At 49.1% G+C, this 26,278-nt stretch carries 22 protein-coding genes; 12 read left to right on the top strand and 10 right to left on the bottom strand.

Annotated features, from left to right (window positions below):
• The first annotated feature begins 38 nt into the window (after positions 1-38).
• Complete coding sequence (metH, locus tag ACFQ2T_RS08305) at positions 39-3,827, top strand: methionine synthase (RefSeq protein ID WP_379032991.1); 3,789 nt, start codon at positions 39-41, stop codon at positions 3,825-3,827.
• 74 nt (positions 3,828-3,901) lie between these two features.
• Here the strand turns inward: metH and ACFQ2T_RS08300 are convergent, their stop codons facing one another.
• The gene (locus ACFQ2T_RS08300) at positions 3,902-5,113 is read right to left on the bottom strand and encodes an MFS transporter (RefSeq protein WP_379032988.1); all 1,212 of its coding nucleotides are present in this window, start codon (positions 5,111-5,113) and stop codon (positions 3,902-3,904) included.
• Positions 5,114-5,209: 96 nt separating this feature from the next.
• Here ACFQ2T_RS08300 and ACFQ2T_RS08295 point away from each other — a divergent pair, with 96 nt between their 5' ends.
• Positions 5,210-5,656 carry a winged helix-turn-helix transcriptional regulator gene (locus tag ACFQ2T_RS08295; protein ID WP_379032985.1) on the top strand — a complete coding sequence of 149 codons (447 nt, stop codon included), beginning with the start codon at positions 5,210-5,212 and terminating at the stop codon, positions 5,654-5,656.
• 861 nt (positions 5,657-6,517) lie between these two features.
• Here the strand turns inward: ACFQ2T_RS08295 and waaA are convergent.
• Positions 6,518-7,783 (bottom strand): lipid IV(A) 3-deoxy-D-manno-octulosonic acid transferase, encoded by a 1,266-nt coding sequence (waaA, locus tag ACFQ2T_RS08290; RefSeq protein WP_379032982.1) that lies wholly within the window; start codon positions 7,781-7,783, stop codon positions 6,518-6,520.
• Between the two features lie 382 nt (positions 7,784-8,165).
• Here waaA and ACFQ2T_RS08285 point away from each other — a divergent pair, with 382 nt between their 5' ends.
• The 4 genes from ACFQ2T_RS08285 to ACFQ2T_RS08270 all read left to right on the top strand — a co-directional run bounded on the left by ACFQ2T_RS08285 (position 8,166) and on the right by ACFQ2T_RS08270 (position 12,801).
• On the top strand, positions 8,166-10,331 hold the full coding sequence (locus ACFQ2T_RS08285; RefSeq protein ID WP_379032979.1) for an adenosylcobalamin-dependent ribonucleoside-diphosphate reductase: 2,166 nt from the start codon (positions 8,166-8,168) through the stop codon (positions 10,329-10,331).
• Positions 10,332-10,467: 136 nt separating this feature from the next.
• On the top strand, positions 10,468-11,160 hold the full coding sequence (locus ACFQ2T_RS08280) for a TSCPD domain-containing protein (RefSeq protein WP_379032976.1): 693 nt from the start codon (positions 10,468-10,470) through the stop codon (positions 11,158-11,160).
• A 176-nt stretch (positions 11,161-11,336) separates the two neighbouring features.
• Complete coding sequence (locus ACFQ2T_RS08275; protein ID WP_379032974.1) at positions 11,337-11,795, top strand: hypothetical protein; 459 nt, start codon at positions 11,337-11,339, stop codon at positions 11,793-11,795.
• Positions 11,796-12,324: 529 nt separating this feature from the next.
• Entirely contained in the window at positions 12,325-12,801 is a 477-nt protein-coding gene (locus ACFQ2T_RS08270; RefSeq protein ID WP_379032972.1) for a hypothetical protein, read from the top strand.
• Positions 12,802-12,982: 181 nt separating this feature from the next.
• On the opposite strand, the gene ACFQ2T_RS08265 is transcribed toward ACFQ2T_RS08270, so the two are convergent.
• Positions 12,983-15,319, bottom strand: coding sequence for an ATP-binding protein (locus ACFQ2T_RS08265; RefSeq protein WP_379032969.1), 2,337 nt, complete (start codon positions 15,317-15,319; stop codon positions 12,983-12,985).
• A gap of 317 nt (positions 15,320-15,636) precedes the next feature.
• On the opposite strand from ACFQ2T_RS08265, the gene ACFQ2T_RS08260 reads away from it, so the two are divergent.
• Positions 15,637-16,281, top strand: a complete 645-nt coding sequence (locus ACFQ2T_RS08260; protein WP_379032966.1) for a hypothetical protein — start codon at positions 15,637-15,639, stop codon at positions 16,279-16,281.
• Positions 16,282-16,431: 150 nt separating this feature from the next.
• Here the strand turns inward: ACFQ2T_RS08260 and ACFQ2T_RS08255 are convergent, their stop codons facing one another.
• Positions 16,432-17,298, bottom strand: a complete 867-nt coding sequence (locus ACFQ2T_RS08255; protein WP_379032963.1) for an ImmA/IrrE family metallo-endopeptidase — start codon at positions 17,296-17,298, stop codon at positions 16,432-16,434.
• Complete coding sequence (locus ACFQ2T_RS08250; RefSeq protein WP_379032960.1) at positions 17,295-17,615, bottom strand: helix-turn-helix domain-containing protein; 321 nt, start codon at positions 17,613-17,615, stop codon at positions 17,295-17,297. The genes ACFQ2T_RS08255 and ACFQ2T_RS08250 overlap by 4 nt, the downstream gene beginning before the upstream one ends.
• Positions 17,616-17,801: 186 nt before the next feature.
• Here ACFQ2T_RS08250 and ACFQ2T_RS08245 point away from each other — a divergent pair, with 186 nt between their 5' ends.
• Genes ACFQ2T_RS08245 through ACFQ2T_RS08235 form a run of 3 tightly spaced genes read left to right on the top strand, consistent with a single transcriptional unit; the run spans position 17,802 to position 19,681 of the window.
• Entirely contained in the window at positions 17,802-18,056 is a 255-nt protein-coding gene (locus ACFQ2T_RS08245; protein ID WP_379032957.1) for a multiubiquitin domain-containing protein, read from the top strand.
• A complete protein-coding gene (locus ACFQ2T_RS08240; RefSeq protein ID WP_379032954.1) occupies positions 18,031-19,236 on the top strand; it encodes a ThiF family adenylyltransferase in 1,206 nt (401 codons plus the stop codon). Before ACFQ2T_RS08245 ends, ACFQ2T_RS08240 begins: the two co-directional genes overlap by 26 nt.
• Before the next feature lie 19 nt (positions 19,237-19,255).
• Positions 19,256-19,681, top strand: a complete 426-nt coding sequence (locus tag ACFQ2T_RS08235; protein WP_379032951.1) for a DUF6527 family protein — start codon at positions 19,256-19,258, stop codon at positions 19,679-19,681.
• On the opposite strand, the gene ACFQ2T_RS08230 is transcribed toward ACFQ2T_RS08235, so the two are convergent.
• Both ACFQ2T_RS08230 and yghU read right to left on the bottom strand, forming a co-directional pair.
• Positions 19,665-20,519, bottom strand: coding sequence for a hypothetical protein (locus ACFQ2T_RS08230; protein WP_379032948.1), 855 nt, complete (start codon positions 20,517-20,519; stop codon positions 19,665-19,667). The two genes, ACFQ2T_RS08235 and ACFQ2T_RS08230, sit on opposite strands and share 17 nt — an antisense overlap.
• Positions 20,520-20,583: 64 nt before the next feature.
• A complete protein-coding gene (gene yghU / locus ACFQ2T_RS08225) occupies positions 20,584-21,471 on the bottom strand; it encodes a glutathione-dependent disulfide-bond oxidoreductase (protein ID WP_379032945.1) in 888 nt (295 codons plus the stop codon).
• Between the two features lie 285 nt (positions 21,472-21,756).
• Between yghU and ACFQ2T_RS08220 the strand changes: the two genes are divergently transcribed.
• Together ACFQ2T_RS08220 and ACFQ2T_RS08215 are read left to right on the top strand one after the other, a co-directional pair.
• A complete protein-coding gene (locus tag ACFQ2T_RS08220) occupies positions 21,757-21,915 on the top strand; it encodes a hypothetical protein (RefSeq protein WP_379032942.1) in 159 nt (52 codons plus the stop codon).
• 46 nt (positions 21,916-21,961) lie between these two features.
• Positions 21,962-22,153 carry a hypothetical protein gene (locus tag ACFQ2T_RS08215; protein WP_379032940.1) on the top strand — a complete coding sequence of 64 codons (192 nt, stop codon included), beginning with the start codon at positions 21,962-21,964 and terminating at the stop codon, positions 22,151-22,153.
• Positions 22,154-22,207: 54 nt separating this feature from the next.
• Here the strand turns inward: ACFQ2T_RS08215 and ACFQ2T_RS08210 are convergent, their stop codons facing one another.
• The 3 genes from ACFQ2T_RS08210 to ovoA form a co-directional block, all read right to left on the bottom strand.
• Entirely contained in the window at positions 22,208-22,867 is a 660-nt protein-coding gene (locus ACFQ2T_RS08210) for a tetratricopeptide repeat protein (protein ID WP_379032937.1), read from the bottom strand.
• Between the two features lie 97 nt (positions 22,868-22,964).
• Entirely contained in the window at positions 22,965-24,179 is a 1,215-nt protein-coding gene (locus ACFQ2T_RS08205) for a MalY/PatB family protein (RefSeq protein WP_379032934.1), read from the bottom strand.
• Positions 24,161-26,263: a 5-histidylcysteine sulfoxide synthase gene (ovoA, locus tag ACFQ2T_RS08200; RefSeq protein WP_379032931.1), complete on the bottom strand. Its 2,103-nt coding sequence runs from the start codon at positions 26,261-26,263 to the stop codon at positions 24,161-24,163. Before ovoA ends, ACFQ2T_RS08205 begins: the two co-directional genes overlap by 19 nt.
• Between the last annotated feature and the right edge of the window lie 15 nt (positions 26,264-26,278).

Here is a 26,278-nt window from a genome sequence, read left to right as displayed (position 1 = left end):
TGTGTTAAAATGGCGTTTTTATTTGCAAGTTGATACGCATGACGCAACTGACGGTTTCCCCCACCGAGCAATGGCTACGTGAAGCCTTGTCCAACCGCATCCTGATCCTGGATGGCGCGATGGGGACCATGATCCAGCAATACAAGCTGACTGAAGCTGACTACCGCGGCGAGCGTTTCAAGGATTTCCAGGGTCCTGCCGGCGAGCGTGAGCTGTTTGTCAAAGGCAATAATGAACTGCTGACCCTGACCCAGCCACACGTGATCCAGGAAATCCACGAGAAATACCTGGCCGCCGGTGCCGACATTGTAGAAACCAATACCTTTGGTGCTACCAGCGTCGCGCAGGACGATTATCATATGGCGCACCTGGTATATGAAATGAACGTCGAGGCGGCCAAATTAGCCAAGGCCGCCTGCGTTAAATACAGTACCCCGGACAAACCGCGTTTTGTCGCCGGCGCCTTGGGACCTACGCCGAAAACCGCCTCTATCTCTCCAGATGTGAACGATCCGGCAGCACGTAATGTCAGCTTTGACCAGCTGGTGACTTCTTACCACGAGCAGATCCGTGGCCTGGTCGATGGCGGTGCCGATATCCTGATGGTGGAAACCATTTTCGATACCCTCAACTGTAAAGCAGCCTTGTTCGCAATCGAGACATTCTTTGACGAGCAGGGCAAAACCTGGCCTATCATGATCTCCGGTACGGTGACTGATGCTTCCGGCCGTATCCTGTCCGGTCAGACTGTCACGGCTTTCTGGCACTCAGTCCGTCATGTGAAACCGCTGACAGTAGGCCTGAACTGTGCGTTGGGCGCGACACTCATGCGCCCTTACGCTGAAGAACTCAGCAAGGTGGCGGATACTTTTGTGTGTATCTACCCGAATGCCGGCCTGCCTAACCCAATGTCGGACACCGGCTTTGACGAAACCCCTGATGTCACTTCCAGTCTGGTCAGGGAGTTTGCGCAAAGCGGTTTTATCAATATCGCCGGTGGCTGCTGCGGCACCACGCCACCCCATATCAACGCCATTTATAACGCGATCAAAGACCTGCCACCACGCGAGGTGCCTGAGCTACCGGTGACTACCAAACTGTCAGGGTTGGAGCCATTTATCATCGATGAAAGCTCACTGTATGTGAACGTCGGCGAGCGTACCAACGTCACCGGTTCCAAGGCGTTCGCGCGCATGATCATCAACGAGCAATACGAAGAAGCGCTTAGTGTCGCCCGCCAGCAGGTGGAAAATGGTGCCCAGGTCATCGACATCAATATGGACGAAGGCATGCTGGATGCGGTCAAGGCGATGACGCATTTCCTCAACCTGGTCGCCTCCGAGCCGGATATCGCCCGCGTGCCTATCATGATCGACTCGTCCAAATGGGCGGTGATCGAGGCCGGCCTCAAGTGCGTACAAGGCAAGGCCATCGTCAACTCGATCTCGATGAAAGAAGGCGAAACTGAATTCCTGCGCCAGGCCAAGCTATGTCAGCGCTACGGCGCTGCTGTGGTGGTGATGGCGTTTGACGAAGCCGGCCAGGCCGACACGTTTACCCGTAAAACCGAGATATGCAAACGTGCTTATGACTTGCTGGTGAGCCAGGGTTTTCCGCCGGAAGATATTATTTTCGACCCGAATATTTTCGCGATCGCCACCGGTATCGAAGAACACAACAACTACGCGGTGGACTTTATCGAAGCCACGCGCTGGATCAAGCAAAACCTGCCGTATGCGCGCATTTCCGGCGGTGTCTCCAACGTCAGTTTCAGTTTCCGCGGCAACGAACCGGCGCGTGAAGCGATTCATACCGTATTCCTCTACCACGCCATCCAGGCGGGCATGACCATGGGTATCGTCAATGCCGGGATGGTCGGCGTGTATGACGATATCCCTGCTGAGTTGCGTGAGCGCGTTGAAGATGTGGTGCTCAATCGTGTGGTCGACCCGGATAATCCGCTGGCGGCGACCGAGCGCATGATCGAGATCGCAGGTACTTTAGTCGCTGGCGGCAAAAAGGCGGAAGCAACGCTGGCCTGGCGCGGTACACCAGAACAGCCGGTGCCTGCGAGCAAGCGGTTGGAATATGCACTGGTCCATGGCATCACCGATTTTATCGTCGCCGATACGGAAGAAGTCCGCCAGGACATCATGAACAACGGCGGTCGCCCTATCCATGTGATCGAAGGCCCGCTGATGGACGGCATGAATGTGGTCGGTGACCTGTTCGGCCAGGGCAAGATGTTCCTGCCGCAAGTGGTGAAATCGGCGCGCGTGATGAAATCCGCCGTCGCGCACCTGATCCCGTTTATCGAAGAAGAAAAAGCGCTGGAAGAAAAACGCACCGGCATAGTAGCCAAGCCCAAAGGTAAGGTGGTCATTGCCACCGTCAAAGGCGATGTGCACGATATTGGTAAAAACATCGTCTCGGTGGTGTTGCAGTGCAATAACTTCGAAGTGGTGAATATGGGGGTGATGGTGCCCGCCGCTGAGATCCTGGCTATGGCCAAGGCTGAGAACGCAGATATTATCGGCCTGAGCGGCCTGATCACGCCGTCACTGGAAGAAATGGCCTATATCGCCAGGGAAATGCAGCGCGACCCGCATTTTGTGGCTCTCCAGACGCCCTTGCTGATTGGTGGTGCGACCACTTCCCGCGCCCATACCGCCGTGAAAATTGCGCCTAACTACGAAGGCCCGGTCATTTATGTGCCGGATGCTTCCCGATCGGTCAGCGTCATGCAGAACCTGCTGACACCGGAGACACGTGGTGCTTACCTGGCCGAAATCCAGGCCGATTACGAAAAAGCCCGTCACCAGCATGCCAACAAAAAAGGCGTGCCTATGCTGACCATCGCTGATGCGCGCGCCAATGCTGCCAAAGTAGACTTCGCTGCGCCAAATGCGCCGGTAAAACCTAAATTCATTGGCCGTCGTGTGTTCAAAAATATCGACCTGGCATTGATCGCACAATATATCGACTGGGGTCCTTTCTTCCAGACCTGGGACCTGGCCGGGTTTTATCCTGCCATCCTCAAGGACGAAGTCGTCGGTGAAGCCGCGACCAAAGTGTTTGCCGAAGCGCAAACCATGCTCAAGCGCATCATTGATGGCCGCTGGTTAAATGCCAATGGCGTGATTACCTTGTTGCCAGCCAACCAGGTCAATCACGACGATATCGAGATCTATACCGATGAAACCCGCAGCCAGGTGGCACTGACTTGGTACGGGATGCGCCAGCAAACACAAAAACCGGTGATTGACGGCGTGGCACGCCCTAACCAGTGCCTGGCCGACTTTGTTGCCCCTAAAGGCACCGATGACTATATCGGCCTGTTTGCGGTGACGGCTGGCCTGGGCATGGAGAAACGCCTGGCTGAATATGAAAAAAATCATGATGACTACAATGCCATCATGTTCAAGTCACTGGCTGACCGTTTGGCCGAAGCGTTTGCCGAGTATATGCATGAGCGGGTACGTACGGATTTCTGGGGCTATGCCGCCAGCGAAGCGCTGGACAAGGAAGCGCTGATCAAAGAGCAGTACAAAGGTATCCGTCCGGCGCCAGGCTACCCCGCCTGCCCGGACCATACCGTGAAAGCCGATATGTTCAGGGTGTTGCAGGCGGAAGAAATCGATATGCAGTTGACGGATAGCTATGCGATGTTACCGGCTGCGGCAGTCAGTGGTTTTTACCTGGCGCACCCTGAATCCAGGTATTTCAGTGTCGACAAGATAGCCAATGACCAGGTGGAAGACATGGCGAAAAGAAGGCATGTGGAGAAGGCCTGGTTGGAGAGATGGTTAGCGCCTAACCTTGGTTAAAGGATGGCTGTTTTTAACTGCCAGCTTGTCCCCGTTTTTCTGGGGCCTCGCTGGCTTTTTTAATGCCTTTAAACTTAACGATTCTTTGGCATAAACCGCAAGGTCGAGAGCCAGAAAAGCAGTGCCAATCCGCTGACACCCGCACCTAGCAGGCAGACGCCCTGCCAGCCTGATGAGGCATAGACCGACGTTGACACAATGGCGCCTAAACCGCTCCCTGCAGCGTAGAAAAGCATATAGCAACCCACCAGACGGCTGTGCGTATGCGTTTGGCTGCTAAAAATCATGCTTTGATTCGTCACATGAATCGCCTGGCCACCAATATCCAGCATGATGATCCCCATCACAAGCCAGTAAAGGGAGTGCGTGCCGTACCCAAGTGGAATCCATGATGTGAGTAGTAGCAGCAACGCGACCCCGCTGGTCACTTGTCCCAGGCCGCGGTCTGCCCAGTGTCCCGCTTTTGCTGCAATAAGCGCGCCGAGCACGCCAATGAGTCCGAACGCGCCGATAGCGGTATGCGAAAAACGATACGTTGGTGCACTCAAAGGCAAGACCAATGCGCTCCAGAAGATACTAAAAGCTGCAAACATCAGCAGTGCGATCACCCCGCGAATTTGCAGCACACGCTCAGTGCCCAGCAAGGTGAACATCGACACAATCAATTCCACATATGACAACTGTTGCAATGGCCGTGTCTGCGGTGGCAATACCCGCCAGAGAATGACGCCCAGCGTTAGCATCACCATGGCAGAGAGGAAATACACTCCGCGCCAACCGGTTAAATCAGCAACGAATCCTGCCAGTACTCTTGCCAGCAGCAAGCCGATGACGACACCACTTTGTGCGGCCCCAACCACGCGGCCCCGTTCTGCAGGTGCCGCAGCAGTGGCCGCATAAGCAATCAGCCCCTGAGTCATCGCCGTACCCAGCAGCCCGATGGCCAGCATGCCCAACAGCAACAGTTTGGAGGATGCGGCCACACAAACACCTGTCAGCGCTAAAACCAGTAAAGCTAATTGCGCCATCATCAACCGCTTCCTGTCCACCACATCACCTAAAGGCACAACCAGCAGCAAGGCTAACGCGCTGCCAAGTTGAGTCGCTGTGACGATGACTCCCACATCTGCAAGGCTGATGGCAAATTCTGAGGCCAGAGCGTCCAGTAAAGGTTGAGCATAATAAACGTTCGCCACACTTAATCCGCTGGCACAAGCAAACAGCAGGACCAGCTGGCGCGGCATGGAATGTGCTGGGTTCAATAATGTATTGTGGTCATCAGCCATAGGTAATCTGGTTTCAAATTAAGACTGGTTGTATTGTAAACGGACTGGTCTTAAAATGAAACCATCTTATATTCGACATTTATCCCAACCTTGATCATGAAAAAGCAACCAGATAAACGCGTCGAAACCTGTCCGGTAGCGCGCTCGGTAGATATCATTGGCGATCGCTGGTCATTACTCATTGTCCGTAATGCCTTTGACGGAACGCGTCGGTTCAGCGAATTTCAGCGTGATCTGGGGGTGGCTAGAAGTATCCTTGCGGACCGTTTGCGTGACTTGGTTGATAAAGGGATTTTGGAGGTGCAACCCGCCTCTGATGGTACGTCTTATCAGGAATATGTGCTGTCATCCTCGGGACAACAACTATTTCCATTAATCGTGGCGTTGCGACAATGGGGTGAGCAAAATTTGTTCAAAAAAGGCGAAGTACATTCCCAGTTAATAGACAACCTTTCAGGTCAATCACTGAGGCTGATGCAAGTAACGGCAGCAGACGGACGAATTGTCACGCCGCAGGAGGTAAGTGTTAAAAAGGTCTCCTAGTACTAACCAAATGCCTGCTCTGGATAGATAGCGAATGATCAGGTGGATGGGGTGGAAGGTATGAATAGAAGGCTTGGTTACAGTCAAAGTTAATAGGTTTGATTTTAATAAGTATTTTTTGAATATCACCGTTCCTTTTCGCCCCTAGGCGAGTGACTTTTCTTTGCTTGCCCAAAGAATAAGTAACCAAAAGAAAGGGCACCTTAGCATCCGCTTGTTCCCTGCGTTGCTCGACTTAGGACTTTCGTCCGTTGCTTTGCCGGACTTATAGCCAAGCGGTCGCGAAACTCGACCTGGCAGCTCACCTAGAGCGTGAGCTGCTGCGGGACTCAAACAAACGCTCCCTTGCTCCTTGTTTTGACTGCGCTACTCGGCGCGTCAGATAGGGGCCCGGTTAAAACCACCACGCTGAGACGGTGGAATGACGCAATGGACAGAGGGCGCTAAGTAACCTTTTTAATTCTCAAGACTAAGCCCAGCAACCAAGTACGTTGTTTTGTCTTTATTTTATTCATGGTTGAGCGGGATGCAATCTGAAAAAATAAAGTGAAGTATTCGCGTAGTGGTTTTCCACTGGCCCCTATCTGACGCGCCGAGTAGCGCAGTCAGCGTGGGAGGTGTCGGCCAGCGCCTGTTTGAGCTCCGCAACAAGCCACGGTGTTTGTGGCTTGTCAGGGAGAGTTTCGTTGGACGCCCACGCTGATGAGCAACGCAGGAAACAAGCGGAAGCTAGGGTGCCTTTTACTTTGGTGACTTTGCTTTGGGCAAGCAAAGGAAAGACACTCGCCTAGAGGCGAAACAGAGCTCAGTTTAACTATCAAAAATCTACCAAATTCAACCAGAACGATTAATCAGAAAGAATTACGATTTTAATAATTCTCTGATCGCGACGATTAGCCTTCTCGTTGTCCCCCTATGCTGAAACGTAAACTCCTTCGCTGCCCGCGACATCGCTTTCCGTCTATCCACATTCCTTGCCAAGGTATCAATCTGCACCGGCAATTCAGACACATCCGCCATTTGCACCGCTGCATTCGCCGCCACCGCCGCTTGTGTCACCTGCGCAAAATTAAACATATGTGGCCCTAAAATAGTAGGCACTCCCATCGCTGCCGCTTCAATCAGGTTCTGCCCGCCCAGTGGCTGTAAACTGCCACCCATCACGGCAAAATCGCTTGCTGCATAATAGGTATACATTTCACCCATGCTGTTACCGAGTACTACCTGTACATCTGCCGGCAACGGCTGGTCAATCTGTGTGCGCAATACATAACGCAGGCCGCGTTCTTTCAATAGGGATTCAACTTCAGCAAACCGTTGCGGATGACGCGGGACTAATAACAGCAAAACGTCACTGTCTTTTACAGCATCCAGGATCAAAGGCTCTTCACCTTCACGCGTGCTCGCCGCCATCATCACAGTGCGGTTTGTACCAAGCAGCTCGCGCAAACTTGCGCCGTGAGTCACACTCTCTGCCGGTGGCGTGACGTCAAACTTCAGGTTGCCGCACACCATCACATTGCTGGCCCCTAAGGCTTTTAGTCGTTGCGCGTCCGCCTCAGTTTGGGCTGCAACAAGCGCCAGTTGCTGCAGGCAGGCATGCGTGAGTTTGCCCAGTTTGGCGTAACCGCGCGCTGATTTTTCCGACAGACGTGCGCTTAACAGGGCGACAGGGATCTGCCTGCGACTGGCTTCATCAATCAGGTGAAACCAGAGCTCTGTTTCCATCAGTAAACCCAATGCTGGTTTGAAGTGCGCAAAAAAGCGTTTGGCGGCGCCAGGCGTGTCTACCGGTAAATACGCTTGCAGTACATGGCCACTGGCAATTTCCTGACCTAATACTTGCTGGCCTGTTTCACGTCCGGTGGGGGTGCCATGCGTCATCAGTATCTGGTGTTGTGGATATTCCTTGAGTAATGCCTGAATCAGCGGTTGGGTGGCGCGGGTTTCGCCGACTGAGACGCAATGTACCCAGATCAATGGTGCTTTAATTTTTTGGGTATAGAACCCGTAACGTTCGGCCACATGCTGGCGATATTCCGGTTGTTTCAGGCCGCGCCAAAGCAGCTTGAGTGGCAGCAATAGCGCCACCATATAGATTAGTGCGGTGTACACGAATTTTGGCATGGCGCTATTCTCGCATATTTGTGCTGATATCTTGATTGAACGCACCAATGAAATGCATGCGAAACAGGAGAGTGATGACTCACCTATGCCACAGCCCTTGTGTCTAAAGTGATTAGAAAAACACAAGTAATACGCACCAAAAAAAGGCGTAAAAAATGGGTTGACGTCAACAAAATATAGGCATAAATTACCGCAACTAACACAAGATGTTGTGTTAAGCCGCTGAAGTGCTGCTATTTGTAGCGCGTGCATTGACGAGTATGCAAATGCTCGCCCGGCGGGTTCAGAAAGCGTTCCAAAAAGCGATGTCAGTCGCTCAAGCCTTGGTGCTTACAGACTGATGTGTCAAATCATAAGAAACACCAAGGTATGGAGAAGATCAATGCTAAAAGCAGTTGAAACGAAGAGGGTTTATTCAGAAGAGGGTGCAGTGGAGATCCCGGTGCAGCCTGTCTCGCTGGATATCTGGGATAAAAAATACCGCCTCAAAACTAAAACCGGCGAGCATGTCGATCTGGATATGGATGATTCCTATAGCCGTGTCGCCCGTGCACTGGCTGATGTCGAAACTTCAGACGAGAAAAAAGTCGAGTGGCATGAGAAATTCCTGTGGGCATTACGCCGCGGCGCGATTCCTGCCGGGCGCATTACCTCCAATGCCGGTGCCTTAGAGCACAAGCCTGCCACCTCTACCATTAACTGCACGGTATCCGGCGTGGTGGAAGACAGCATGGATGACATCCTGGGCAAAGTGCACGAAGCTGGCCTGACCCTGAAAGCCGGTTGCGGTATTGGTTACGAGTTCTCCACGCTGCGTCCGAAAGGTGCGTTTGTCGCCGGTGCCGGTGCCTACACTTCCGGCCCGCTGTCGTTTATGGATATCTACGACAAGATGTGTTTCACCGTGTCTTCCGCCGGTGGCCGTCGTGGCGCGCAAATGGCAACCTTTGATATTTCGCATCCCGACGTGACTGACTTTATCAAGGCCAAGCGTGAAAACGGCCGTTTGCGCCAGTTCAACCTGAGCTGCCTGATCACCAAGGAATTCATGGAAGCGGTGAAAGCCGATGACGAATGGCGCCTGGCTTTCCCGGTCACCGAGAAAGAAGCGATTATTGATGGCCTGAACGTCAACGACGAGTCACAAGTGGTGTGGCGTGACTGGCCGGTCAAACACAAATACCTGAGCAAGGTCGATGGCCCTGATGCAGGCAAGGTCGCCTGCCGCATCTACAAAACCATCAAGGCGCGCCGCCTGTGGGATGTGATCATGTCTTCCACTTATGACTTCGCCGAGCCAGGCTTTATCCTGATCGACCGCGTCAACGAGATGAACAACAACTGGTTCTGCGAAAACATCCGCGCGACCAACCCATGTGGCGAGCAGCCATTGCCACCTTATGGCGCCTGCCTGCTGGGTTCCGTCAACCTGACCAGGTTCGTACGCAAGCCATTCACCGCAGAAGCGCATTTCGACTGGGACGAATACCGCGAAGTGGTTGGCGTCTTCACCCGCATGCTGGATAACGTGGTTGAAATCAACGGCCTGCCCCTGGAGCAGCAACGCCAGGAAATCGCCCGCAAACGCCGTCACGGCATGGGCTACCTGGGCCTGGGCTCCACACTCACCATGCTGAAAATGAAATATGGTGAAGAAGATTCAGTGAAATTCACGGAAGAAGTCACCCGCATCATGGCCGAAGTGGGCTGGGAAGTAGGTGTGCAGCTGGCTGAAGAAAAAGGCCCGGCCCCAATCATGGACGAGAAATTCGAAGTGACTGCCGACATGCTGCGCCTGCGCCCTGAAATGGCCGCCGATGGCATCAAGGTCGGCCAGAAACTCGCCGGTAAAATCCTGCTCGGTAAATACAGCCGCTACATGCAACAGTTCCCAGAAGGTCTGCGTAACCAGATTGCGACCAAGGGTGTACGCTTCACGCATCACAGCTCCATCGCGCCTACCGGCACCATTTCCCTAAGCCTGGCCAACAACGCCAGCAACGGTATCGAGCCTAGCTTTGCTCACCACTATGCGCGTAACGTGATCCGTGAAGGCAAAAAGTCCAAAGAAAAAGTCGATGTATTCAGCTACGAGCTGCTGGCTTACCGCGAACTGGTGAATGCCAACGCCATGCCGTTCAGCGACAAGCCGGAAGAGCAATTACCGGATTACTTCCTCGATTCATCCACCATCATGGCGAAAGCCCACGTGGATATCCAGGCCGCTGCGCAAAAATGGATTGATAGCTCCATCTCCAAAACCATTAACGTGCCGACCGATTACGACTTTGAGGATTTCAAGAACATCTACCTCTACGCCTATGACAAGGGCCTGAAAGGTTGCACGACTTTCCGCTTTAATCCGGAAGCATTCCAGGGTGTATTGGTGACCGAGAAAGACCTCGAAAGCACGACTTACAAGTTCACGCTGGAAGATGGCACCGAGATCGAAGCCAAAGGGAATGAAGAGATTGAATATGACGGAGAAATCCACACCGCCGCAAACCTCTTTGATGCTTTCAAAGAGGGCTATTATGGCAAGTTTTAATTAGAGCCAAGCGGACTAAAAGTCCGCTGCTCTATAAACTTGCCTAATTCAAAGGTAGTGGCAACCATCCAGAATTTTGGATCACGTTTAGATTATGAATTTATAAAGAACTGATTACTCCAATAGGGAGAACAACATGGCAATCAAGATCGACAAAAAAATCACCGCCTACAAACTGGTGACCGATGAAGACAAAAAAGCAACTGAAGCCGCAGCAGCGGCTGCAACGAATGTTATCCAGATGGGCGAACCGCTAAGCCGCCCGGATATGCTTGTGGGTAACACCTACAAGATCAAAACGCCGGTGACCGAGCACGCGCTCTACATCACCATCAACGACGTCATCATGAACCAGGGCACGCCACAAGAGCACCGCCGCCCGTTCGAGATCTTCATCAACTCCAAAAACATGGAACACTTCCAGTGGATCGTCGCGCTGACCCGCGTCATGTCCGCCGTGTTCCGTAAAGGTGGCGATGTCACCTTCCTGGTAGAAGAGCTGAAAAGCGTGTTTGAACCTTCAGGCGGCTATTTCAAAAAAGGCGGCAAGTTCGTGCCTAGCCTGGTGGCCGAGATCGGCGAAGTAGTAGAAACCCACCTGCAGGAAATCGGCATGCTGAAAAAACCGGGTCTGGATGAACACCAGCAAAAACTGGTGGAAGAGAAAAAAGCCGAATACCTGGAAAAACATGCCAAGTCAGGTGACGAGTCCAACGACGAAGGCTTCCCCAAAGGTGCCCAGCTTTGCAAAAAGTGTAATACCAAAGCAAGCATACTGATGGATGGTTGCATGACTTGTCTGAACTGCGGGGATAGTAAGTGTGGTTAATCAAAAAGGGGCATTGAGCCCCTTTTCTTTTGTGAGTTACACCATAGCAATTTGTCATCATAAGCTGCAATAAAGGGACTGGCGAAAGTCCTGGATGATAAATTTTTAATAATGAGGGTTGAGCCACCATTGTCGCCAGCCCCTTAATTCAAACGTTAGGCAAATTGGAGTGTATTTTGGCTGTTCCATCTAGAATAAAAATTAAAAGAATTCCAGATTACTATACGAAAACAATTGGAAAATACGAACAAGGTCAGTTCATGGCTTTAATTACCGCAACGTTACCTTTGCCAATACCTAGAAATTGGAAAGAGCAAAAACGCTGGTATGCTGTATTACATACTTTCACAGCAGAAGGCTGCCATGTAAAAACTGAGGTTATATTCGCAGGTACAGAGTCCGATGGTGAGGCTGTTTTTATGACGCGTGCAAGAAAATTTCGTGATGAAATGGTGAGTGGTCTTAAAAATAGTCAATTTTGTGATGTTGAGGTAGAACTGTTTTCGGTTCAGATTGACGGGTTTACTTTTGGTCTCGTAGATGCATCTCACCCCGAAGAAAATTATGAAAGTGTGCATCTGCTACCAAACGACTTTGCATTCTTTAAGCCTTGGGATGGGAGCTTTGACGCATAGGGCTCGCATGCCTAACCCATCATTAAAGCGGGACTGGCTAAAGCCAGCCCCATAATTCAAACGTTAGGGGCCTTATGCTGGAGGCTAATAAGAAAAAACTAGACTGGTGGTATTTTAAGAAGACTTTTTTATTGCCAATATGCTTTTTAGTAATCTTAGTAATAGCTTTTATTAATTACTATTGGTTCGCAACAGAAAAAGTAAACGAATTTCAGAACTCATCAAAATTTCCAGTAGTTGGTATTTTCAAAAGTAGTGGGGAACCAAGAGCAGGGCGGCTCTGTTTTTTTGAAGTTGAAACTCAAACCATACCAATACGGTGCCCAAATGAAACATACCATATTGGTCAAAAGGTTAAACTAACAAAAGTGATCACCAAATCGGGTAGTTCTTATTTTGTTATTGGTACATATCACTAACCCATCAGTCAAACGAGACAGGCGGAAAAGTATTTTTATGAAATGTTTATTAATAACGAGGGTTGAGCAATCAATGTCGCCAGTTCCTTACTTCACACGTTAGAGCGCATATGAACCAGTCACTCCGACTCATTTTGTTTTGTTCGATGTTATTTCTGAATGATTCTGTTACCGCAACCCCGAAAGTCGACTTTTCAGGTCATTGGCTTGATTGTGAGTCTTATCAGGGTGCAGAAGTTTGTTCTGGTTACATGCTTAGACAGCAGGGTTCTATGGTTTGTGGAATGGGTTCAAGCTTTGCTTCAGGTAGTCAGTACGAAAACCATTTAAAAGGTGAAGCAAAAGACAATGTGCTCTTAGTCCGTTTGGAGTGTGGGGCAGGTAGTGCGACAAAGTGCCCAAAATTTGGCACCCCTAATCATGCCCCCTTGTTGCTATGCGGTAACCACTTTTACATAACAAGAGAGACTGCATGTAATAAAGTGGTACAGCTCAAGACCTCCAGACCATTCAGAAAAGTCAGCGCAAAGAAATTTGCACAGAAAGTTGGTGAGCCGGAGTTTGCTATTTGCAAAAATGTGCTCTAACCATTCAGTCAAGCGGGACTGGCGAAATTGCGCTTTAAATAAACAACTATTAATAACGAAGGTTAAACCACGGATGTCGCCAGCCCCTTACCTCCAATGTTTTGTGTAAGAGTCCATTCAGTCAGTGAGTTGCAGCTTATGTAGTTTGCACATATCTTTCCTCAAGAAACACCTGTTTCATTCAATTCACCACACTTTCACTACCGTTTATAACCGATTCCAATTTTTCAATCTCGACCGGCTTTACCAGATGTTCGTCAAACCCGGCATCAAAAGCACGCTGTTTGTCTTCATATTGCCCATAGCCCGTCAGAGCAATTTTTCTTACGCCTTGGCCTGACGGCAACTCTCCAAGTCGCTGTACCAATTCATAACCATCCATACCAGGCAGGCCGATATCAATCAACATGATATTGGGCTTGAAATTATCAATACTGGAGAGTGCTTCATGCGCACTATGCACAGCCAGAGAAACATGCCCCAGCATGCCAGTGATCATCAGCAACGTATCGGCTGCATCCACGTTGTCGTCGACTATCAGAATGCGCACAGGCGCTGATTTGGCTTCGATGGCCTCATTATCAGTCGTCCTTGAAGAGATTACACGCGGCAGTCGAATTTCGAATGTGGAGCCTAGCCCTTCACCCATGCTGAAAGCGCTGACACGGCCGCCGTGCATGGTGATCAGGCGCTCCACAATTGCCAGGCCGATGCCCAACCCGCCCTGGGACCTATCCAGAGTCACCTGACTTTGCACGAACAGCTCGAAAATCTGCGGCAGCATTTCAGGGGCAATGCCACTACCAGTATCAGCCACTTCAATCACCACCTCAGCTTCTTCACTGCGGACGTTGATCTTGATTTCAGTGTAGGTTTCGGAATATTTGATGGCATTGGTCAGGATATTCGCAACGCATTGCACCAGCCGTGCCATATCGCCTTCTACAAACAGTGAAGGAGGGGATGTGGTGGTCAGGTACTGGTGCTTTGCCTGCAATTGCGGCTCGCACATTTCTACCGCCTGGGCAATCACATCAGAGATATTGATCACCTCTTTTTGCAGGTGAATATGGCCTTGCGTGACGCGGGAGACATCCAGCAGGTCATCAATCAGCCGCGTCATATGTTTGGCTTGCCGGCGGATGATGGCAGCGGGGGTAGCCACCGACTCATTCGCCTTGGAAATGCGCCAGAGAATCTCCCCTGCCGTCACAATCGGCGCCAGGGGATTACGCAGCTCATGGGCTAGCATGGCAAGAAACTCGTCCTTGCGCTTATCGGACTCTTTCAGCGCTTCAATCAGTTTGATTCTTCTGGTGATGTCGCGGAAAAGTACCGCCACACCATCCCCGACCTTGAAAGCCCGCACCTCGAACCAGAATGTCCGGCCGTCCGGGAACACATAATAATGTTCCAGGAATTTAGATTGCCCATCCAGTTGCACCTGCCTGTACATCAGGCCGATTTCAGAGTTGTATGTTTCCGGAAAAAGCTGCCAATGATTAGCGCCGAGCATTTGCGAGCGGGACATATTTACAAACTTGCAAGTGGCGTCATTGACTTCAACAATGTTGAAATCCGGGTCAAACAGGGCGAACGCTTCATCCATATTCGTGATCACGCCACGGTGTCGGGCTTCACTTTCGGCCACGCGCATCTCAACCAGTTTTTGCGCCGTCACGTCCACGGTGATACCGTCAAAATGGATAGGGTTACCGTCAGCGTCGTAATCGGTGCCCCCGAGTGCCCGAATCCACTTTACCTCATACGTCATCGGGTTCACTGTGCGATAGATGATGTCATAGGCATTCCGGCTGCTGATCGATTCTGCAATCGCCAGCCTGGTGAGTTCCCTATCCTCAGGGTGGATCCTGTCGTAGAAGTCTTCAATCGTGACCGTCGCTGTCGGCGCCACAAAAAAATGATTTTTAACCTGCTCGTCCCATTCCAGAACGTCAAAGGGCAGGTCGCAATACCAGAAACCTACATGCGAGAGACGGCTTGCGTATTCGAGCCGCCCGCGATTGAGCTTAAGCTCTTTATCTAAGGTGTCACGTTCAATGCGCTCGCTGGAAAACACATGGTTGAAGTAATCCACAGATTCGGCAATCGCCTGGTCTAGCGCCTCGTTAAAGCGCGTCACATCCTCTATGGCCGTGGCATCGGATAACGGCGTTTTAGTGATTGCCCATAACCGCATCACTGTGGCACGCAGGGCGCGATATTCGCTCACAATTTCGGTGATGGAAAACCCTTCTTCAGCCCGCATCCTGCCATGCATTTCAGCGCCGGTTTCCGGCGCACTTTTTACAGCCGGTGCCAATACTCGCGATTTATCGATACTGGCGGCACCGGTTTGTGGCTGGCGCAAGTCTGCGGCAATCGCACGAAGAATTTCAGAGCGGTGGTCACGTCCCGCCAATGCATTTGTGTTTGCGGCAGATGAAAACTGCGACGCGATGAATGCATCCCACTCTTTCAGAATGTCGTCCAAATGTGAATCGATTACATCAGCCATCCGCATGGATGCGTCCCCTTGCTTCAATCAATGTTTAACTGCACTTAAGACGATTTTATAGCCTTATTTACATCCGTTGCCAATTTTGTGCTTTAGCGGATGGACTTTACTGCGCCATTCAAACCTGAATTCGTGATTGGAGTTATTATATTGAAGACAGTTTCAGCAGATGCGTAAATCAGTTTCGTATTAAATGATTTCCTGATTGATGAGCGTTTGATTTGTAGTGGTGGTTAAATAAAGGTCATGCGTTAACCCGCATTTTTTTTGCCCGGCGTAAATACGTTTTTCTCACATAATAAAAAAGGGAGAGAGCCATGAGTGAAGAACCAAAAAAGGTCGCAGCCTTATTCTATTTAAAAGAGTTTTCATCCCTGGCCAGGGATATCCTGATCACGCTATTGATCGCGATATGCTTTTTCCAGCCCAGCTATATCAAGTCATTTCTTAAAGAAAGCGGCCTGAGTAAATTCGGCGGCTGGGGGTTCACGGTTGAAGTGGCTGAAGAAAAAGAAATCATCGCCAAAGCCCAGGAGAAAGTCACCGCACAAGTGGTTGCTTCCACCAGCACCAACTCAGATGAAGCACCCGTCGAAGCATCCAATAAACCCGTCGATCAAAACTTTAAAGAAGCCATCCTCAAAGCAGAGCGCGTTGCCCCGCAAATATTGCCATCCGCAGGCTGGGTTTTCCTGGGGCGCGTGGATAAAAATAAAACCCAATGGCAAGACGGCGGCTCACCCACTACTACCGCAATATGGCCAATCAAACCGGATGATGTGGTGACAGTGAAAGATGACGTCTACATCCGCGCAGTCACCAATGATCAGTGGCATTCAAAAGCGCCGGTGACTACGGTTTCGAAGATAGGCGATAAGTTGAAAGTGGTGGAGCTGGATTATTCTTCTGCGAAGGCTGGTGGGTTTTTTATTTGGGCTAAAGTGGTGTTTCAGGCTAACTAGCTACTATTCTTTTAACTACTGAATGCTAAATGATCAAATTCATAATTTGAATAATGCAAGCAATTGCATGGGATTACTTCTTAAAATATCTCCGCATTATTTAGTTAAGGAAATGTGAATCCGCCAAGAGTTAGCTAAATGGATTTTTTGTTAATTATTTGACCATTCAGGCCAAACCGAAGTGTTTTTAGAAAGTACCAGAAGCGTAAGTACTCTTTCATACTTATCCATCAAAACCTTCATTTCTTTTATTTCCGAATCCTTGTCGGCCGAATTTTTAAACCAGCTCGCCGCAGCTATATTCTTGCCAAACATTTCATTAGGTAAGCTTTCATCTGCAGCCAGGGTGCCTTGAGGCACTTCGATGATATTGCCTTGTGTTTTGAAGTAGGCTCCTGCCTTCATGGCTGAAGCACTAGACCAAGCCCACTCTATATATCCACTTTTAGATAGAATCAAAACTGCACTTTCTAAAGTCAATTTTATCCATTTTAAAACTGTAGCGGTTAATGAAACGCCATACCGTGACGCGCAAAAGCTGAGGACATCTAAATTTATATCTGTATTAGTTTGCTCTCTAAAATCATTTATCGGCATAAGAAGCGATGATGCGAATTCATCTGCCTGCGTTTCAATATTCTCTTCATCACCGGGCCAAGACAGTACATTAGAGTCTCCACATTGGAAATTATCTCTCAACGTCCTATGCAAAATATAGTGACCAAGTTCATGAGCTTGAGTGAATCTAATTCTGCCAAGTGAGTCAAGTGATTGGTTGTACAGAAGTAACCATTTCTTGCGGTCCTCATCAGGCATTAGTGCCCCATCAAATTTTTTAATGTCTACACCTTTTACGATGGTGATTGGATCATCCCATCCAAAAATGTTAGCTGTCTCTAATGCAATCGCCGGAATGTCTGTAGGAAAGCGATCTAAAGCATGTATAGCACTAAATTGATCAATAACTTTGATCAGTTTGATAGCGGCCTTATTCGGTGTCCAAAGTGGAGAGTTCATTCTTTTTTGAAAGTATCAAGAATCTTTCTTAGCTGTTCTTTTGCATCGGAGTCTAAATTTTTATAGTTTCTAAAAAATGCCTCATCAACATGCCTCTCTTCAGGCACCCTGACATCTTCTTCCATAAAATAAGAAGTTGCTACCCCAAGTACATCAGCAATTGCGCTTAGTTTTTCTGCGGAGGGTCTTGGGGACTCCCTATTCTCCAATTCCCATAAATAACTCTTACTCAATCCAGCTTTCTCCGCTAGAGCATCAAGAGTTAACTTCTTATCTTTTCTAAGTTGGAATATTTTATCGCCAAGTCCAGTAGCCATAAGTTTTTCTCCTCTATAAATTCACCGAGCCCGATGAGAAAAAGCGCGAATTATATATTAAAACAAAAAATATCGTTGTGCCGAATTTTTTTTGTTGACATGTAAAACTCGTGAGTTTATGATTGTCAAATGTTCGGTATATCGAACAAACATTATCTAAATTGCGAACTTTATTAGGAGGCCGCTATGGCTCAAGACTCAAAAACAGTAACAATCATTGTTGAAGGTACGCCTCATCAATGGCCGTTTGGCACAAAGATTTCATATGCGCAAGTTGTGACATTGGAAGTGCCAACATACCCTCAGCACCCTGAAATCACTTATTCAGTTACATTTAGCAATGCTGACCCAAACAGGCCTGAAGGAATTTTGGTAGCCGGCTCATCAGTTAGTGTCAGAGAAGGGATGGTTTTCAATGTTTCAGAAACTGGTCAGTCATAATCCCGACATTGCCAAACTGGTTGAAAGAGGCTACGCGGTCTCTTTCGACAATGGTTACATGGTAGTTAGGGATATACCTTACATCGATAATGCAGCGAGCCTTAGAATTGGAGCATTCGTTACAAAAATGGTTCTAATTGATGAAACGAAGGTAACTCAAGAGGATCACCAAATTTTCTTTGCAGGTTCTCATCCTCATCAATTAGATGGGCAACCTATTGCTAATTTGGGCGGCGGTGCAGTTACTCTGAGTTTAGGTGAAGCTTGCCATGATGTTGTTGTAGAGCGTTCCTTCTCGAACAAACCAAGAGGAGCTGATGGAGTTTTGATTCCATTTGCTGATTTTTATGAAAAATTAGAAAGCTATACTAGAGTAATTTCGGGACCAGCTATTGAGAAATTCGAGGCAAATCCTTATACCTTTAAGTCAAATACAAGTTCTTCTGAAGAAAGTGTTTTTAAATTTCAAGATACACTTACTAGTCGAGCTGAAATCCTCGACCTTTCAAGTAAATTGAAGGATGAGGTAATAGGCATTATTGGCTTGGGGGGGACGGGATCATACCTTTTAGACTTTTTAATCAAAATGCCAGTGAAGGAAATTAAAGGTTTTGATTTAGATAAATACCATGTTCATAATGCCTTTCGGTCTCCTGGAAAAGTGGAAACAGATGAGTTTGGAAAATCAAAATCTGAGGTTTATGAAGGAAGATACAAGAATTTCCGCCATGGTTTAACTTTGATACCTAAATTTATTGATGAAACATGCATAGAGGATGTTAAAGGCTTAACCTTTGCATTTGTCTGCGTTGATAAAGGCTCATCTAGGCGAAAAATCTTTGATTTATTAATTAAGGTAGGAATACCATTTATCGACGTGGGAATGGGCCTAAATAGAAGAGATGTTGGGTTGAATGGAATGGCGAGAGTTACATACTTCCCGCCTGATAAAGCACAAGAAATGCTCAATTATCAACTTGCCGAAATGTCTGACAGACCGGATGACTTGTACAGAACAAACATCCAAATTGCTGAATTGAATGCAATAAATGCCAGCCTCGCTATTATTAAATATAAACAGGTAAAAAATTTTTATACTCAATCTAAGCCTTATCTGCATATCTTATTTGGATTAGAGGATCTAAAAATTAATTCATTGGACAAATTTAGTGAAGATTAAATTGGAGAAAGTTAAATACATGCCCCAGCAATTAGTACCTGGAGTTTTGTATGTTTCTTACGAGTATCATACTGCGGCCCATTTGTGTGCGTGTGGCTGTGGGGTAAAGGTACGTACTCCATTGGGAGTAAGTGAATGGTCAATAGATGAGGACTATGAAGGACCAAGTCTGTGGCCTTCGATTGGTAATTGGCAGCAAAAATGTAAATCTCACTATGTAATCAGACGAGGGGAAGTCGTTTGGGCAGATCAATGGAGTGAAAGGAAAATTGAAGCTGGTCGTAAAAAAGAAATATTAAATAGAGAAAAATATTACAAGTCTCTTGAAATTGAGGCTGTACAGGTTAACTCTCCAAAATTCGAATCAGTTAAAACATTAAGTCCACAAAAAGCAAAAGGTATACTGGACAGAATCCTCCGTTGGATAATTAAGTTATTGTCATAGATATCAAAGAACATCGCTTTAAAGCGAATACTGCTTGTTGGTAGGTAGCTGTAGCTGGCAAATGGTCAGCTATCCGATATATGGATTTATATCCGGGGTCTAAGCGGTAATTTTTTTCGCGAAATATGCTGTGTTCTTTTGCGTAAGTTTCTGCGAGCGCCCTAAGCGATTCCGCAAGTGGCTTGTTCGGTTCGCTAGGGGTAAAGTCCCCAACCAACCATAGATGTACATCTTCCTCTTCTGTATAGCCAGTTTTAGGGTCGGCCAGTTTAAACGCATGGTCTATCCTGGCCTGGTTTTCAATCTCTTTCGGGTCACCATAAGCCACTTCGTAATATTTCACTTTAGCCGTCAGCAGCGAAGTCGGCCCATCAATCGGCACATTGCCAACCGCGTAATAGCCTGCAATCGCCCGCAGGCTTTTTAAATGATGTTCTTTGCCAACAAAGTGGATGATTTCACCGCGTGCCTGTAGCTCTTTGATACCAGCAGCCATGTCTTTAGTGGCAGCGTAGATGAGTGCCGCATAATTGTCGGCATTTTTTCGGGCAAGGCTGTAGTTGATCATGGCAGTGCCATTGTGATACAGCTCCATTGCGCTGGTGGCGGCGACATCGCCATGTTCATCCAGCACTACTGAGACTGCCATTTTGGTGCCGTTTTCATTGCCACCAGCTAAGGCTGCGAGCCAGTTCTCCAATTGCTCGGCAGGCCATTCGGGATACTGTTCTCTGGCAAGCGCAAACACTTGCGGTAGCAGCCTGGTTTGCTCGGCCACACTCAGGTTTTGTAGCCGCACTGTACTGTAATCGGGTGGGAGGGTGAAATCGTAGGCCATGGTCATTGCTTGCTCTGTGACTGCTTGCGCTTATTATGCAACGGCCAGTTATGCAATGCCTAGGTTAAATCTTGTCTTGCGTGTTGGTATCAAAGTCGGTGGCAGCATGGCGTTCATGCAGTTGCTCGGATGGCTCTCCGGTGGTGCGATTGACCATGCGACCACGTTGCACAGCAGGGCGCTCAAAGATCTCTGATGACCACCGCTTGAGATGCTTGTAGCTATCGGCATCTAAAAACTTGCCTGCATTGCCATACGCTTCATTGCGCACTAATGTGCCATACCACGGCCAGATGGCCATATCCGCAATCGAATATTCATCGCCAGCGAGGAAACGATTGTTCGCCAGGTGTTTATTTAGCACGTCTAACTGACGTTTGACCTCCATGGTAAATCGATCGACCGCGTATTTGATATGTATAGGCGCATAAGCATAAAAATGACCGAAGCCACCACCCAGGAAAGGGGCGGCACCCATTTGCCAGAATAACCAGTTCATTGCTTCGGTGTTTGATTCGTGGTCTTTTGGCAGAAAGGCATCAAACTTTTTTGCCAGGTAAAGCAGGATGGAGCCGCTTTCAAACACGCGCGTGGGTGTAGGGGTAGAGTGATCCACCATGGCCGGGATCTTTGAGTTAGGGTTGATATCGACAAAGCCGGAGCCGAACTGGTCTCCATCCAGTATCTTGATCAGCCAGGCGTCGTATTCAGCGCCTTGATGGCCGAGCGCCAATAGCTCTTCGAGCATGATGGTCACTTTGACGCCATTGGGTGTGCCTAATGAATATAGCTGTAGAGGGTGCTTGCCGACGGGCAGTGCTTTTTCATGGGTAGGTCCGGCGGTGGGTTTGTTGATAGTTGAAAATGTGCCGCCATTGCCCGGCTCCCAGGTCCATATTTCAGGGAGTTGATAGCCAGCCGGGAAGTTGTTTGTGGGAGTATTATTTGACATAGTGCTAAGACCTTAATCCATGAAAGGGAGTGCGAGAATATTGGTTTATGTAATGCGTATGAGCATTCTAATGACGAATGGATATGCATAGTGTGACCGAGGTTACTCGTTGCCATGATTCCATAGCCAACTCTGGAGTGCAATTTGACCTGTTAAACGGCTTTGTCTGAATCTATATTCATCTGAAAAGTCCCACAACATAATCAGCCTATCTCTGATAAATATTGCGTCAGACGTTCACTAATATCTAGACTCGGATTTCTACCCGATAAAAAGGAGAGTGAGATGGCTAGCGACCCAAACGAGATTGCTGACATTGAATTAGAGGCTGTCGTTGATTCCGATGACGATACTGTGGTTGATCCCGATTTAGAACCTTATGATGAATCGGTTGAGAAGCCACTGAAGGATTCAGAAAATTTTATTCCTGCAGAAGAGCTTTAGCGTAGTGATGCTTCTGGTGAAAATATAACTTGAATTGGAGATGATGATGGCATTTGATTCAGCGGTACCTGTGGAAGGCGTGGAAGACAAATCTACCGTAGTGAAGAATGTGGATAAAGATACCAGGCAGCAGAAAGACGTAAAAGATAACTTGGGTAACTTGGCGAAAAACCCTGCCATCGACCGGAAAACACCACCGGATGTTGAGCCGGGGAAACTACCTGAAGATAATCAATAAACTCAAAATGACAAAGGCCGCACTAGCGGCCTTTTCTATTTCGTTTAAGCAAGTCTAGCAAGCTTTCAGTTGCTGGTTTTTGCACTTTGCAGCCAGTTGGGTGGCAGAGGCGACCTGCTCCGGTGTCAGTTGCGCTAGTGTGTAATTCAGCATTTTGCTGTGACGATTAGCAAGGTGCTTGTCTTCATTCTGGGTGGCTATCATCAGCCACATGGCAGCTTTCACAGTATCTTTTTCTACACCGATGCCCTGCATATAAATATTCGCCATATAGCCCTGCGCTTCACTATTGTTATTGCTGGCAGCCAGGCTCAGCCATTTGAATGATGCAGCCAGGTCTTGCGGGATCACATCGCCACTAAAGTACAACATGCCTAAATTAAGCTGCGACTTCACGTGGCCTTGCTCTGCCGCTTGCTGATAATATTGCGCCGCTCTTTCATAAGGGATGCTATGAATTTCACGCCGGAACACCAGCGAGGCCAGCATATACTGGGCCTCTTTGTAATTTAACTCGGCCGATTTTGTATACCATTTCACGGCTTCATCCATGTTTTGCTTCACGCCGTCGCCATCGTGGTACATCAGGCCCAGGTTGTAGCAGGCCTTCGCATCGTTCTGGTTCGCAAGCGATAAGTAAATAGCATGCGCTGCCGCGAAGTCTTTTTGCGACAGCTTTTGTTTGGCTTCTTCCAGCGTGTTGGCTTGCGCCATACAACAGACCAGCATCCCTACTATGAACAATCGCATTTGCAGCATATGGACCTCTCGGTGTGAGTATTGATGGGGTTGCTAGATTGGTGGAAACGTTTTAATTACTTTCAGCCAGGGCTGCCTGTAAGCGCGAAAGCGCCGCCATCACATTGGCTTTTGGCGTGCCGATATTCATACGCATAAAGCCTTCGCCACCGCGGCCAAATATGGCGCCGGGGGATAAGCCCAGTTTGGCTTCTTCAATGAAAAAACGGTTTAGCGCGGCATCGTCCAGCTTTAATTCACGGCAATCCAGCCAAAGCAAATAGGTGGCTTGCGGGCAAATAACGCGGATGGCGGGCAGATGCTTGTTGATAAATGCGATGGCTTCATCACGCGTGTCCTGCAAATAGGCGATTAATGCTTTCCTCCATTCACCACCTCCGCGATAGGCCGCTTCAAACGCCGCCAGATTAAAGGGATTGGTGACGGAAACGCCCATGCGTTGCAGGTGTTTCTGGATGGCGCGCCGGTGTGCCTCGTTAGGGATGATCAGGGCAGAAAGCCCCAAGCCGGGGATGTTAAAGGTTTTGCTGGGTGACACGGCGGTGATGATACGGTGCGATGCTTCTGAGGTTGATGCAGAGTCCAGGCTCAACCTGCTTAAAGGGGTATGTTGCGCATCGGTGTATACCAGGTCGGCATGAATCTCGTCGCTTAAAATGGTCAGGTCGTGTTTTTCAGCAATCGCCAGCAACGCGTGCAATTCGTCTTTCTGCCAGACGCGGCCAACCGGATTATGCGGTGAGCACAGCAGCAACAGCTCTGCCTCTTTTGCAGATTCCTCCAGTTGTGCCAAATCCATCTGGTAAGCAAGGGTGCCATCGTCTGTTAGGCGCAGCGGGTTTTCAATCAAACGACGATGTTGATTGGTGACGGCAGAGAAAAACGGGAAATACACTGGCGGCTGCACAATCACGCCAGCCTGCTCGGCAGTCAAGGCGGCCACCACCAGGTTGAGCGAAGGCACCACGCCCGGCGTCAGCACAATCCACTCGCGTTTTACTTGCCAGTCATGGGTATTCAGCAACCAGTCTATCAGCGCCTGATACAGGCTTTCCGGTGCCATTGAATAGCCAAATACGGGGTGACTTGCGCGGGCTTGCAGCGCTTGGCTGATGGCTTCGGGTACTGCGAAGTCCATATCGGCTACCCACATGGGTAGCACGTCATCGGTGCCGAAGGTGTCGAGCCTGCCATCGTACTTGAGTGACTCAGTACCCTCGCGTGCTATCGGATGATCAAACAACCCGCTCAACTGATGCGTTCCCATAATGTCACTTCCGACAGCGTGTGCTGGAATTTGTGATTGGTCTCACGGATCACAAACGGGATATCCACCGGTGGCTGCATCAGGGTAAAGCGCTCGCCCAGTATCGCTTTCAGGCCGTCCAGCGTTGTCACGTTTTCGCCATCTTTTTTATAGCCGCCTAGCCATTCCTCGCGTGGCGTGTGTACTTCCAGCCAGGTATATGGCGAGGTGAGCATCAGCACGCCACCGATATTCAGGCGCTCATGAATGGCACTCAGGAACTGACGCGGGCTATAGAGCCTGTCGATCAGGTTGGCCGCGAGAATAAAATCGTAGCCGGTAAATTGCGGCTTGAGGTTACAGGCATCGCCTTGCCAGAAGGCGACCTTATCCACCACCTCATTCAAGCCAAGCGTAGCCAGGTTACGTTCCTGGTAACTGACCAGGTCACCTTCGGTGGCCATGGTGTAACGTAACACCCCTTGCTGCGCCAGCTTGAGGGCCAGGCCGATAAACCGGGCAGAAAAATCAATACCGGTGACGTGGTCAAAATGCCTGGCTAACTCCAAGGTGGCACGCCCGGTGGCACAGCCAAGATCCAGTGCTTTACCAGCAGGCCTGGATTGCAAGTGTTGTATTGCATAATCACTCAGTGCCTTGGAAAAATTGGGCACGCCAAAGTAGCTATCCCCATAATGAAACTCGGCATATTCCGACAGCAGTTTGTCTGATTCGTAGTGCGAGGCATTTTCTTCAATCGGGGTATCGGTCACGATATAGCGGAATCCTGCATGTTGGAAAAAATGGCGCCTGAACGCATAACGGGCACTTTTCAGTGCCTCGTTGCCAGTTGAAATCCAAGAGCCGCCTTTGATCAGATTATGGCGGCCATCAAACGTCGGTGTCGTGAAATCATCGTATAAAGGATGCACCTGAAAACCATCAAACGGGAAAATAGCCGTTTCAGTCCATTGCCAGACATTGCCGACCACATCAAACAACTCGCCATGTGCAAACTGGTTCACCGGGCAGGAAGATGCAAAATGATCAAGGAACAGGTTGGCATTTGTGCTACCGGCTACCTTTTCATCAGACAAACCCGCGTGTTCATAGAGACTATACCATTCATGCTCGGTAGGCATGCGTACCGGTTTGCCCAGTTGCGCCGATAGCCAGGTACAGTAGGCTTTTGCCTCGTGGTAATTGACCTCCACCGGCCAGCTCCACGGCATATCGACCTCTTCGGTCATTAACCGCAGTTTCCAGCCATCGCCCTGTTTTACCCAGAATGCCGGATGTTCAGCCTGCGCAAACCGCCGCCAGGCCAGGCCTTCTTCCAGCCAGTATTCATCCTTGTGGTAACCACCCGCTTCTACAAAACTTAAGAATTCTGCATTCGACGTCAGGTATTTCGCGGCCTGAAAGGCCGGGCTATGCGCGGTGAACTGGCCGTATTCGTTGTCCCAGCCGTAATGATCGGTGGATTTAGCGAGTTGTATATCCCTGGCCGGAATCTCTACCAGGCTATTTTGTGGTGCGGGCACATCCAGCGTACAGGGCGCCCAGTCAGGGTTTGTTTGCACATACTGCAATGCGTGTTGCCGGATCAATACCGAGCTGGTCTCCAGATGGATACGCTCATGTTCTATGCCCATCAGGATGGGCCACCACGGACTCTCCCATGTTATCGGCAGCTCAAACGGCAGTGTACTGATCAGCGCATCCACCACCTGGCGCACGCTGGCCCTATAGGCTTTGACCTCGGCGGGCGTCGGCCAGGTGTAGTTCATCTCGTTCACATCATCCCACCCCATTTCATCGACGCCTACTGCAAACATGGACTCGAATTGCGGATTCACACGTTGAGTGATCAACCCGGCCAGGATGAGTTTATTGACGAGAAAAGTATTGGTATGGCCGTAGTAAAAAATGAGCGGATGTCTTAAAGGATTGGGCTTGACGTAATATGCCTCGTCACTGGTTAACACCTCAAACAAGGCTTCATAGATATCTGCAGTTTCATGAAAATAGCTGCGTATATCCTCACGGGTGACGAATGTATGATTGTTGTGGATCGGAATGCTACGATTGGGTTGCTTGTTCATGTTTTTGTAATGATC

This window comes from Methylophilus flavus (genome assembly GCF_042678905.1).
GTDB lineage: Bacteria > Pseudomonadota > Gammaproteobacteria > Burkholderiales > Methylophilaceae > Methylophilus > Methylophilus flavus.
This window is presented reverse-complemented; position numbering and strand designations above follow the sequence as displayed.